9 protein-coding genes are annotated in these 12,832 nt (G+C 37.2%); 6 read left to right on the top strand and 3 right to left on the bottom strand.

The genetic code is table 11. The features are described 5' to 3' along the window. Positions 1-16: 16 nt before the first annotated feature. Entirely contained in the window at positions 17-2,557 is a 2,541-nt protein-coding gene (locus MHI20_RS10610) for a glycosyltransferase (protein ID WP_034647589.1), read from the bottom strand. Between the two features lie 291 nt (positions 2,558-2,848). Between MHI20_RS10610 and MHI20_RS10605 the strand changes: the two genes are divergently transcribed. Continuing rightward, the gene (locus MHI20_RS10605; protein ID WP_024719261.1) at positions 2,849-3,676 is read left to right on the top strand and encodes an ABC transporter permease; all 828 of its coding nucleotides are present in this window, start codon (positions 2,849-2,851) and stop codon (positions 3,674-3,676) included. Positions 3,677-3,695: 19 nt separating this feature from the next. Beyond that, complete coding sequence (gene tagH, locus MHI20_RS10600; protein WP_251210506.1) at positions 3,696-5,300, top strand: teichoic acids export ABC transporter ATP-binding subunit TagH; 1,605 nt, start codon at positions 3,696-3,698, stop codon at positions 5,298-5,300. Positions 5,301-5,326: 26 nt separating this feature from the next. Here tagH and galU read toward each other — a convergent pair whose 3' ends face one another. Then, complete coding sequence (galU, locus tag MHI20_RS10595; RefSeq protein ID WP_008343198.1) at positions 5,327-6,208, bottom strand: UTP--glucose-1-phosphate uridylyltransferase GalU; 882 nt, start codon at positions 6,206-6,208, stop codon at positions 5,327-5,329. Positions 6,209-6,477: 269 nt separating this feature from the next. Here galU and wecB point away from each other — a divergent pair, with 269 nt between their 5' ends. After that, positions 6,478-7,617 (top strand): non-hydrolyzing UDP-N-acetylglucosamine 2-epimerase, encoded by a 1,140-nt coding sequence (gene wecB, locus MHI20_RS10590; protein WP_024719259.1) that lies wholly within the window; start codon positions 6,478-6,480, stop codon positions 7,615-7,617. Positions 7,618-7,650: 33 nt separating this feature from the next. Here wecB and tagU read toward each other — a convergent pair whose 3' ends face one another. Continuing rightward, the gene (gene tagU / locus MHI20_RS10585) at positions 7,651-8,571 is read right to left on the bottom strand and encodes a polyisoprenyl-teichoic acid--peptidoglycan teichoic acid transferase TagU (protein ID WP_008348305.1); all 921 of its coding nucleotides are present in this window, start codon (positions 8,569-8,571) and stop codon (positions 7,651-7,653) included. Between the two features lie 182 nt (positions 8,572-8,753). Here tagU and MHI20_RS10580 point away from each other — a divergent pair, with 182 nt between their 5' ends. The 3 genes from MHI20_RS10580 to MHI20_RS10570 are packed head-to-tail and all read left to right on the top strand — an operon-like array spanning position 8,754 to position 12,724. After that, a complete protein-coding gene (locus tag MHI20_RS10580; protein ID WP_024719258.1) occupies positions 8,754-9,077 on the top strand; it encodes a hypothetical protein in 324 nt (107 codons plus the stop codon). 25 nt (positions 9,078-9,102) lie between these two features. Further along, positions 9,103-11,211: a SpoIID/LytB domain-containing protein gene (locus MHI20_RS10575; protein ID WP_340938098.1), complete on the top strand. Its 2,109-nt coding sequence runs from the start codon at positions 9,103-9,105 to the stop codon at positions 11,209-11,211. Positions 11,212-11,233: 22 nt separating this feature from the next. Beyond that, complete coding sequence (locus tag MHI20_RS10570; protein ID WP_039169820.1) at positions 11,234-12,724, top strand: N-acetylmuramoyl-L-alanine amidase; 1,491 nt, start codon at positions 11,234-11,236, stop codon at positions 12,722-12,724. The last annotated feature ends 108 nt before the right edge of the window (positions 12,725-12,832 follow it).

Here is a 12,832-nt window from a genome sequence, read left to right as displayed (position 1 = left end):
TTCTGTATATAAGTGGTTAATTAGTAGTTTTTGTACAGACATTTTTGTAGAAGAGGTCTAGCGCCTCGCTATTATACTTTTCATAATCAAAGGATTTTTGTTCCATACTATTCTGGATAAAATCAGACATACCATTAAATAGAGCAGTTTCATTATTATCAACTAATAATCCGTATCCACCCTCTAAGACGGAATGTACTCCAGTTACATCGGTAGCTATAATTGGTTTTTTTAGAATCATTGCTTCCATGAGAACCAAGCCTTGCCCTTCATAATCTGAAGATAAGACAAAACAATCACATTCATCTAGTAAAGAAAATGGATTTTCGAGTTGTCCAACAAAAAACACGCAATGTTCTAGATGTAATTTTTTTGTGTGATCCTTTAACTCTCTTTTTAAAGGCCCTTCACCTACAATATACAATACAGCTTTTGGATATTGTTTGTGTAATTGTGAAAATGCAGATATTAATTTCTTTTGTCCTTTTTCAGGGGATAATCTTCCAATAGTTATAAAGTTGATATAATCCTTATTAGGAAGTGGTATCCCAGATAAATTAAGAGCGATGGATTCGTTTTTATCATTTTGATGAGTAATTAAATATCTCTCATTATTAAATTCTATAATCTCTTTATTTTCTTTCATTTGAAGTACTTTGTTAGGCGAGATTACATTATTAACAAAAACCATTTTCTCTAAAGCATTAGGAACAAAAGGGCTTAAATTCAAGTGATTTTCTATGTTAGTCGATTCGGCAACTGAAACAATTCTATCGAAGAACTTGTACAGTGAGAAAATTACTTTTAGGTTACCACGATGTTTATATTTGTGGTTCACTTTCTTGTTATACTCTTTCATCATGTCAGCATGCAGGAAAATACTTTTGACTTTAAAATCTCCGAATGCGAAAAGGAGAGTCCAAAATTTGTTATATCCTCCAAAATCTATTCCTACATCAAACTTCGTATTACCAATAATTCTCTTTAATTCTCTTTTATATGAGTTTACTGGAGTGTATTTTAACATTTTGTTATTGTATATGCCACGGCGGAAAATGAGATTCTGTTTATATGTTTCTACTAATGTTCTATTAACAAAACCTGGTCTATAAATAATATGAACATTAGGATGAAGCTTTTGTATGTTCATCCATTTATCCTTATGATAATTTGAGTTATCAATGACGACAACTTCATATTTGTTGTAATCAATCTGATCAAATAAATTAGTCGCTGAAACGGTTATACCATTATTGTAGAAACCCCCACAATAAAAAAGTAATTTTTGTTTATTGCTTTCAACCTTGATTAATTCATCTTGATTTTTCCCTTTAAATATTATGTCAATGAGTCGATCAGTAGCATTTCCGTCATCATAAGAGCAGTATTCATCTAAAAACTCTTTGTATTGACTTTCAAACTGTTTATTGAAGTTATTTAAACTGTTTAGTTGGCCTAAGCTGTCAATTAAATCAACTATACTTTCACAGATAGGTCCTGGAAGTTTTGTTATATCTAAATAAAAACCTCTCTCTGCTTCATATTCACTTAAGTCAGGCATATAGAAAAAGACAGGTCTTTTTAAAGGTAGGAAATCGAAAAAGATACTTGAATAATCTGTAATCAAAATGTCTATAGCTGATAAAAGTTCATTTGTATCAATCCAGTTTGGAACACAAAGATGTTCAAGACCACTCTGTTTAAAAAATTTATAAGAAAAGTAATGAGATTTTAAAAGTACTAAGTAATTATCACCAAGTGCCTGCTGAATTTTCACAACTTCACTATGCAATGTATAGCAAGTATCCTCTTCGGCACCTATTGTTCCTCTCCATGTTGGAGCATAAAGTACAATTTTTTTATTAAAAGGTAGGTCTAATCTTTCTTTCACACTTTCACTGCTAGTGTTTAATGTTAAATCTACTCTAGGATAACCGATATTTGCAATTTTCCCGGCAAATATCCCAAAAACATCATTTGATTTTAGCAACTTTTCATACGTAAAAGTATTCGGGCTAATAAGGTAATCACAATGAAGCAAATTTCTTTGGATATTTTTATGACCAGACATTGATCTTTTATTAATATCCTTCCCTAAAGTTTTTAAAGGAGTTCCATGCCAAGTATTGATATAAACTTGCTCTTCTCTTTTAATAAAATAAAAAGGAAATGACGTATCATTAACTAAATATTTAGAAGTTGCTAAATATTTTAGATATTCGTCACTATCAACTTTAACAAAGGAAATATTAGAAGTTTTCTGCTTTAATTCTGTAATCATTGGATCATTAAAATCATTAATGACCCAAACGTGATGTAAATCTTTAAAAGTACTATCTTTCATCAATCCTAGAAAAATTGCATAACAATTTCCAGAAATACTTTTTCCATGATAAGCTTCATATAGAATGTAATTACTTCTAACCGGATTTTTCTCTAAATAGGAGGTATATTTACTTCTAATTCGAAGTCGTGAATCTCTGGAAAATTCAATTAGTGGATTTAAAATAAATTTAATCTTTCTTGTAACAATTTTTTTGAATTGCTTGATTCTCATTAATGTTAAGCCCCTTCATGTAATATATATAATAGGAAAATGATATTTATTTTGGAAATGCAATTATCCTGATAATTATATTCTAATGGCAATTATAAAGCAATGATATAATAAGGTAATTAGTAACCTAGAATAGCTGAATATACCAGCGTTTGTTTTGATCGAATTTCCCTACTAGTTAATATACTCATTCGATTTGAAAAGTGAAATATTTCTCAACATCTGTTACAATTATGAGCGGTGATTTTTTTAAAGAGGCAATCCCAAAACTAATATCTAAGGAAGATTAGAATGAACGCATTGTTTACAATATTAAGAGAGCAAATCAGCTCACTTCCGCTGATTATACGACTTGCTGTTTATGAAACAAAATCAAAATATCAGATGAATTATTTAGGTGTTTTGTGGCAGTTTTTAAATCCATTAATGCAGATGCTAGCTTATTGGTTTGTTTTTGGTATGGGTATTCGCGGAGGACAGCCAATTGCCATTGGAGACATGGAGGTTCCATTTATCATCTGGATGCTTGCCGGTTTAATCCCTTGGTTCTTCATTAGTCCAACCATTCTTGATGGATCAAACAGTGTGTTTAAACGCATTAATATGGTATCGAAGATGAATTTTCCGATTAGTGCGCTACCGTCTGTGGTCATTATGTCCAACTTATTCAGCTATTTTGTCATGATGGGTGTCTATCTCATTGTGCTTATTTCTTATGGCATATATCCTGACGCGCATTGGCTACAATATATTTACTACCTTACATGTATGATCGCATTTATGTTTTCGTTTAGTTTGTTTAACTCAACAATTAGTGTACTCGTAAGAGACTATCAATTTCTTTTACAATCAGTGACACGTTTACTTTTCTTTTTGTTACCAATTTTTTGGAATATCTCAGAGAAGCTCACTGGAGACAAAGCATGGATAGGAGATATTTTAAGACTGAATCCTCTTTTCTACATTATTGATGGTTTCAGAAATAGTTTGTTAAAGGGAGAATGGTTCTTCCATGATGTCAAATATACACTTTATTTCTGGCTGATTACGCTGCTTCTTTTAACAGTCGGTTCATTGCTGCATATGAAATTTAGGGATAAATTTGTCGATTTTCTTTAAAAAGTAAGGAGATTATACGATGAAACTAAAGGTTTCGTTTCGAAACGTATCCAAGCAATACGTATTATATAAAAAGCAGTCTGACAAGATCAAAGGGCTGTTTTTTCCTAATAAAAATGAAAAAGGTTTCTTTGCCGTTCGTGATGTGTCGTTTGATGTCTATGAAGGAGAGACGATTGGTTTTGTAGGGATCAACGGTTCTGGGAAATCCACGATGTCGAACCTTCTAGCGAAAATCATTCCACCGACAAGCGGTGAGATTGATATGGACGGCCAGCCATCGTTAATTGCCATTGCGGCAGGGCTGAACAATCAGTTAAGTGGTAAAGACAACATTCGTTTAAAATGCTTAATGATGGGTCTGACAAATAAGGAAATTGACGATCTTTATGAAAAAATCGTAGAGTTTGCGGATATTGGAGACTTTATAGATCAGCCTGTAAAGAGCTATTCAAGCGGAATGAAATCCCGTCTTGGTTTTGCTATTTCAGCACATATAGATCCAGATATCCTTATTATTGATGAGGCATTGTCTGTAGGAGACCAAACCTTCTATCAAAAATGTGTGGATCGCATCACCGAATTCAAAGAACAAGGAAAGACGATCTTTTTTGTCAGTCACTCCATTAGTCAAATCCAAAAAATCTGTGATCGGGTGGCTTGGATGCATTATGGTGAACTTCGTATGTTTGATGATACGAAAAAGGTTGTGAAAGAGTATAAGGAGTTTGTTGATTGGTTTAACAAGCTTTCCAAGAAAGAGAAACAAAAATATCAATCAGAACAGAAGGAAGGTCGAAAAGGCCTACAAACGACAGAGAAGGTCACGAGGTATAATGACACTGGAAAACGACGTTCCTTTTTCGGACCGGCGTTTCAAGTCACCATAATAGCTGTTTTAACCATCTTACTTGCCCTTTCTATGTTTTCGGATCGTCCGCTGCGTACACTGGCAACATTTGGTGCAATTTCTTCAGGTAAAACAGAGGCGCCCCAGTCAACGAACCATGAGACGAAAGGTGCCCCTAATGATATGAAAAAGATTGATCAACAGGCCATAGTTAAGGCAGATCCAATGACGGTTTATACAGACAGGGCCATGAAAAAAAAGGCAGACGTCACATTATCGTTTGGACAAGAAGTAAAGGCTGTGGCTAAAAATAAACAAGTCGTTCAAATCAAAACTGCATCAGAGACGTATTATGTGAAGCCTGATGCGCTACAAAACGCAGATGAATTAAAGCCGTTATCCATCGGACCAGCACAGTTCAATTCCTACGTATCACCCGCATCTGCGGGTTCGTATGAGTACTTACTTTCTTTCCTTGGAAAAGAGGAGTCTGTGCTGAAGCAAAGAATGCAAACACTTAGCTCGGTCAAAAGTGAGCAAGGCGATACCATTGAGCGCCTGACCACTGAGAAAACCGATTATGTGATTCAAAATGGTCTGGCGAATACGATGGTGTTCCGCGAGATCATGCCTATCTCTCCTTCAACACTTGGACTGACAGAACAGAATGTCTGGTTGAATGAGAAAAAAACGAAGTTCGCAGTAAAGGGCGAAAATAACCTGTTTGTCATTGATAATGAACAGCATACGCTGACTGTTTCAGCGAGCAAATAAAAAGCTGCCGATGCCGGCAGCTTTTTTTAATTCACTTCTTCTTTTTCAAGAAGTTGTTTCATAAATGGTATGAGTTTTTTCTTTAGCTCTTCATCTTGAAGGGCAAACTCTAGCGTCGTTTCAATGAAACCTTGCTTCTCTCCGACATCATATCGTTTTCCTTCAAAATCATAGGCAAATACACGCTGGATGTCATTGAGCTTTTGGATGGCATCTGTCAGCTGAATTTCTCCGCCTGCACCAATTTCTTGTTGATCAAGGTACATAAAGATCTCTGGCGTGAAAATGTAGCGCCCTAAAATGGCTAAATTGGATGGTGCGGTTCCTTGCGGTGGCTTTTCAACAAAGTTTTTCACTTGGTAGCGGCGGCCTTCTTGGGTAAGAGGATCAATGATCCCGTAGCGATGCGTATCGCTGTCTGCTACTTGTTGAACGCCGATCACTGATGATAAGGTTTTTTCATATTCATCCATCAGCTGGCGAAGTCCAGGTGTTTCGGCTTGGACAATATCATCACCTAATAAAACAGCAAAGGGTTCATCACCGATAAAGTTGCGTGCGCACCAAACGGCATGTCCGAGTCCTTTAGGTTCCTTTTGGCGGATGTAATGAATATCAGCAATATTAGAGGATTTTCTCACTTTTTCTAAAAGTTCACTTTTTCCTTTTTCTTCAAGATTGCGCTCCAGCTCTGGCGCAAAATCAAAATGATCCTCAATGGCTCTTTTCCCTTTTCCAGTGACAATAATAATGTCTTCAATTCCTGACTCAACAGCTTCTTCAATAATATATTGAATGGTTGGTTTATCAACGATTGGCAGCATTTCTTTAGGCATAGCCTTTGTGGCAGGGAGGAAACGTGTCCCGAGACCTGCAGCTGGTATAATGGCTTTACGTACTTTTTTCAATGAACTTTGCACCTTCCTTACATATAGAAAAAAATGATGTGACATGACCTTCATTTTTCATCTTTCATAAAGTGTAACTTACAAATGATAGAAATGACAAATGATTTACGAGAAAGATTTAAAACCAATTGTAAAGAACTTGTGTAAATATTCATGTTGAAAAGAGTAAAGGTGATGTAAAGATTAAGAATAGAATGATTAGGATTCGTTCTTATTCTTTTGTATAATGAACAACATACAATAATTGAGAAGAAAAGAGGCATCGACTATTGAGAACATTACATGTAATGACTGTATTCGGGACGAGGCCTGAAGCGATTAAAATGGCACCTCTTGTCCTTGAGCTAAAAAAACATCCACAAATTAAATCTTCAGTTACTGTGACGGCTCAACATCGACAAATGCTTGATCAAGTGCTGAAAGCTTTTGATATTAAGCCCGATCACGATTTGAATATTATGAAAGAACGCCAGACATTATCTGAAATCACATCGAATGCACTGTTGAAATTAGATCAATTATTCCAAGAAGAAAAACCTGATATTGTACTTGTTCATGGGGACACAACGACAACCTTTGCAGGAAGTTTGGCTGCGTTTTATCACCAAATTTCAGTAGGTCATGTTGAAGCGGGGTTAAGAACACATAATAAATACTCACCGTTTCCAGAAGAATTGAACCGTCAAATGACAGGAAATATAGCCGATATTCATTTTGCGCCGACACATGAGGCAAAGCAGAATCTTTTAGTTGAAAATAAAAAAGAAGAGACCATCTTTGTAACAGGAAATACAGCAATTGATGCATTGCAAACAACGGTTACAGAGCAGTATCAACACCCTATTTTAGAGAAAATAGGCACAGATAAAATGATCTTATTAACGGCTCATCGCAGAGAAAATCTTGGTCAGCCGATGAAGAACATGTTTAGAGCGATTCGCCGTGTTGTCGAAGAATTTGAAGATGTTCAAGTCGTATACCCTGTCCATTTAAATCCTGCTGTTCGTGATGCGGCTCAGACAGAATTCAGTGATCTTGATCGTGTGCACTTAATTGAGCCGCTTGAAGTAGTTGATTTCCATAACTTCGCTGCTGCGTCGCACTTTATTTTAACGGATTCAGGCGGTGTGCAAGAGGAAGCTCCTTCTTTAGGAAAGCCAGTATTAGTGCTTCGTGATACAACAGAACGTCCTGAAGGCGTGAAAGCTGGTACGCTTAAGCTTGCAGGAACGGATGAGGAAACCATTTATCAGATGGCAAAAGAGCTGTTAGAAGACCAGCAAGAGTACGATAACATGTCGAAGGCTTCTAACCCTTATGGTGATGGACAAGCGTCGAAACGAATTGTCCAAGAACTCCTTCATCGTTTTGGTTTAAGTGATGAAAAACCAGCCCCATTTCAATCATAAAAAAAGAAGACTACATTCCTGTAGTCTTCTTTTTTACTGCTCCAAACTATCCTTCAATTCCTTCTTCACTTTCGCTAAACTGCTGTCATCAAGCTGATAGTAATAAATATTATTGATTCGTGCGCCTGTACCTTTCAGCTCGTGCTGTTTCACATTTTGTCTTGCATCACGATAATCATTCATCATCGTCCACATGTCGTCAAAGGACATATTTGTTTTCATGTTATTTTCAACGACCTTAAACATATCACCGAATTTCGTAATAGAGGAAATGTTAGCCCCTTTTGCAATGATGCCTTCAATGACTTGTCGCTGTCTTTGCTGACGACCAAAGTCACCTTTAGGATCTTGCTTTCTCATTCTTGTATAGGCAAGGGCTTGATCACCGTTCAGGTTAATCTCTCCTGTACCAAATGAATGGCCATCATAGCTGAAAGCAAACGTGCTGTTCACCGTAATCCCGCCAAGTGTATCGACAATGTCTTTAAAACTTTCCATATTTACTTTTACAAAGTAATCCACAGGTACATCAAGCAGTTCCTCTACTGTATCTGCCGCCATTTGTGTACCGCCGAAAGCGTAGGAGTGGTTGATTTTATCCATTGTGCCTTTTCCGACAATTTTTGTATACGTATCACGGGGGATACTCACCATCTCAGTTGTTTTCGTTTTCGGATTCACAGTCATGTATATTAATGTATCTGCACGGCCTCGGTCATTCTTTCTTTCATCGACACCCATGACTAAAATGGAGATCGGGTCTTTTTTACTTAAATCGACATCTTTGTCACGCTTATCTGACTTCTTTAAGTTCTCCTGAATGCCTGCGACAGTTGATGCGGCTGTATTCCAAAGATGATACGCGTATCCGCCAGTGGCTAATACGAATAAGCCAATAATCGATAAAACAATCCAAAGAACCTTCTTTTTCTTTCTTTTTCTCTCAGCTCTCATAATGTCCCTCACCTTTTCTATCATTCTTCCATGATTATAGGTTTACGAATCTTGATAAACAAGTTATTTTTTTACTCTGAACCTAGATATAGACGTTGTAACAAAAAAAAGGTTTCAAAAAACCTTAAATTTACCTTAAAATATTAAGTTATAAGACGATACAAAGACATGAGGTGAAAAAAATGAAGAAAATCGTCGTTTTACCGTTCTTAATACTACTACTAGGTATCGTGCTCACAGCATGTGGAACGGCTGAGCAATCCTCAGGAGAAAACAAGACAAGCAGTTCAACTCCTCAGGTGCTGGAAGAAAAAGCTGAATTTATTGGAATGGCTGATGCACATACAGTCGAAGTAAAAAAAGTGAATACGACCTTAAGCTATGAATTTACGGATAATTTTAAAGATGTATTAAATGAATTTAAACCAGGTGACAAAGTAGAAATCTCTTACTTTATCAATGACAATGGTCAAAAAGAAATTCAGAAGATTGAAAAACAGAAGTAAAAAAAGATGGGCGGGATGAACAAAATTGAAGAAAACAGGCATTACACTTATCGTTCTCATGACAATGACACTACTAATTGCACCTTTTCAGTCTGCCATGGCCAGCTCGACAATTTCAGTGAAATTGTCTAATTATATCGGAAACAAAACAAGCATGGATATTTCAACAACTGGGGAATACAAGCTGTCAGGATCCAATGTTGCTGTGACGAAAAGATATGACGGCAAAAATCGTTACGAAGTAGCCAATAGTATCGCTTCTGCAGGCTGGAAAAATCCTTCAACTGTTGTGATTGTGAGCCGAGATGCATTTGATCATGCCATTTCTGTATCGCCGTTAGCATACAAATTAGGCGCGCCAATTTTGTACACGAACATTGAAAAGCTAACGAAGACAACCGAAAATCAGTTAAAAAAAATGAATCCTGATAACATCTTAATTGTCGGGAATACGAAAAGTATTTCAACAGCTGCTGAGAAATCAATCAAAAAGTATGGAAAAGTGAGACGCATTAGTGGGAAAGACAAATTTGAAATTTCCCAAAAAATCGCCAAAGAGATGGGTAACTATAAGCAAGCAATCGTTGTCGGCGGGAACTCATTCATGAATGGGATTGCAATTGCATCCTATGCATCGAGAAAAGGATACCCAATCCTATTAACAAAAAAAGATTCCATTCCGTCTTATAAAATGCCAAGTAAAGTCATTATCATCGGCAGTACAAAAAGTACGGGACAAAAAGTAGAAAATCAAATCAAGAAAACCTCACAGGTGACACGAATCAGCGGTGCCAATCGCTACGAATTATCTGTGAATATCATTAAAAAATTAAACATTAATGCAGATAAAGTGTACTTGGCAAAAGCCTCTAGCTATATTTATGCAATGCCTTTGTCGCAATTGGCTGCAAAATCTAACAGTACCGTTGTGTATGTGAAGCCGGATTCTGTCACAGCGTCATTAAAAGCATTGCTGAAAGAAAAAGGTACATATGCTTACCATCTTGCTGGTAGCACAAGTGCGATTACAGATAGCTTAAAAAATTCTTTAGCCAAACAAGTCTATCTGAAAAAAAATCAAAACTACCAATTGAATATTTCTAACGGAAAAATTTCATTAAAAGGCATTAAGACGTATAACACATTAAGAGTTGTTCCTGAGAAATATTCAACTAAAAATGTCCTTCAAATCGCAGGGAAGCCTTACTTAGGGAACATCAACTTTGCTATTGAATCAGGATATATCAGGCCGACTAATGAAAATATTCCATTTGAAGACTATCTAAAAGGTGTTGTGCCAAACGAAATGCCTGCAAGCTGGCATGTTGAGGCATTAAAAGCACAAGCAGTTGCCGCTAGAACGTATTCAGTGAAAAGTATTGGAAAAGTCGTACCTGATACAACAGCCTTCCAAGTATATGGAGGATATAACTGGTACACAAATTCAACAACAGCTGTTGATGCCACAAAAGGCAAGGTTCTAAAATACAACAATCAACTTATTTCAGCCACCTATTATTCTAGTAATGGTGGATACACTGAGGCGAGTGAAGAAGTATGGGGAAATGCACTGCCATACTTAGTCGCCAAGCAGGACACAAAAGATCCTGTCAATGCGTGGACACTGAAGTTGTCTAAAAAGCAATTAGGCACTACGTTGACTGCAAGTACAGCAGCTTCTGAGTGGTCTAAGGCAAAAGAAGCCAATGCTGCCGACCTTGCTGGTCTAAAATCATGGCTGTTGAAAAATAAAGAAACAGCTGCATCTGACATGAGAATTGCATCTATTTCAAGCCTGACATTCTCAGGAAAAACAAAAGGTCAGCGTGCGAAGACCGTTTCAATCAAGCTGAATTACCATCTGAAAAACAAAACAGGTACGTATACAGTGAACAAAAGTACAACGGCAAGTATGAAAATGACAGAGTTTAGAACAGTCATGGGCGCAACAAAGGTGAAAAGTACGTTTGCGTCAGTAAAGAATAATACAAATGATTTCACGATTTCAGGAAAAGGTTATGGTCACGGTATTGGGATGAGTCAATACGGCGCCAAAGCTAGAGCTGAATCTGGAAACTCGTATTCTTCTATACTTTCGTTCTACTATCCAGGTACAAAACTAACAAATTATTAAGAATAAAAGGAGGACTTAGAAGATGCGCTCAATGATCAAAACAGCCATCCTCACCCTCATCGCCATTTTCGTTATTGTTCCAACAGCTTCAGCAGATAACTCGGTCTCCCGAATTGATGGTGGGAGCCGGTATGCTGTAGCAGCAAACGTAGCGAAAAAAGGATGGGGAACAGCAAGTACAGTTGTTTTAGTGGGGAAAACTGCATATGCAGATGCAACAGCAGGAATTCCGCTGGCACATCAAAAAAATGGACCAGTTCTTTACACAAATAGTACAAGCCTTTCTGGAGATACAAAAAAAGCCTTAACGGCTTTAAAAACGAAGACAGTTATTGTTTTAGGCAGCACATCAAGTGTGTCAAACAACGTGGTCAATCAAGTAAAGAAAATGGGCATCTCTACACAACGTATTTCAGGAAAAAACCGATATGAGCTATCGGCAAATATCGCGAAAAAAATGAAAACGCCAGCTGGCGTCGTTGTGGTTGAAGGGTCATTCTATGCACATGGAATTGCCATTGCACCTGTAGCGGCACAAAAAGGGTTCCCAATTCTATATACAGATAAAAAGGGCCTTCGTTCTGAAATCGCTTCTGTTGCAAAAGCAAGCAATGTGAAACAAACCATTGTCGTAGGCGGAGAGAATTACGTCACAAAAGCAGCTTATAATCAATTAAAATCTCCAACGCGAATCAAAGGCTCTACTCGTTATGACGTGGCTGCGAATATTGTGAAAAAATACAATATGAGCACAAATAATACCTATGTAGGAAGAGGGTTTGGCTATGCCACTTCATCTTCTGCGGCAGGAATTGCAGCAAAGCAAAACAAAGCATTGCTCCTAACGAATGAAAAGACGCTGCCAAAGGTAACAAGAGCGACGATTAGCAGCAAAAAAATCACCAAATTTACCGTCGTTGGTAGTACAAATACAGTGACACCAACTGTTGTGAATCAATTGAAAAACCCTGTCGTTGGCAAAAAAGTATTCATTGACCCAGGTCATGGCGCTCATGATTCAGGAGCGGTAGGCTACGGATTATATGAGAAGAACTTAAACTTAGATGTAGCCAAACGTCTAAATACAAAGTTAAACAACGCAGGTGCACTTGTGACGATGTCAAGAACATCAGACACATTCGACAGTCTTCAAACACGGGTGAGCAAAGGTGCGTCAGCAAATGCAGATATCTTCATCAGCGTCCATGCGAACTCAAATGATAATAGCAGTGCAAATGGAACTGAAACATATTATGACAAAACATATGCGGCAACAAACAGCTTGAAGCTTGCGCAAAATATTCAGCCTAAAATGGTCAGTGCATTAGGCACAAGAGACCGTGGCGTGAAGACAGCCGCCTTCTACGTCATTAAATATTCTAAGATGCCAAGTGTTCTCTTAGAAACTGGTTTTGTTTCCAGTCCAGTTGATTCAAATATTTTGAAATCCGCTACTTATAAAGATCGATTGGCGTCAGGTATTTCAAGCGGTGTTTCAGGCTATTTTAGATAAGAAAACATACAAATGAGGGGTGCCGAAGATACACCTCTTAGGCTGCTCGAGAAACGACTCTCGGCAGCCTTTTTTCAAAAGGACATGAAGTGTTTCCTGGGTTCCATG

Source organism: Bacillus sp. FSL K6-1106, from assembly GCF_038005245.1.
GTDB classification, from domain to species: Bacteria; Bacillota; Bacilli; order Bacillales; family Bacillaceae; genus Bacillus; species Bacillus altitudinis.
This window is presented reverse-complemented; position numbering and strand designations above follow the sequence as displayed.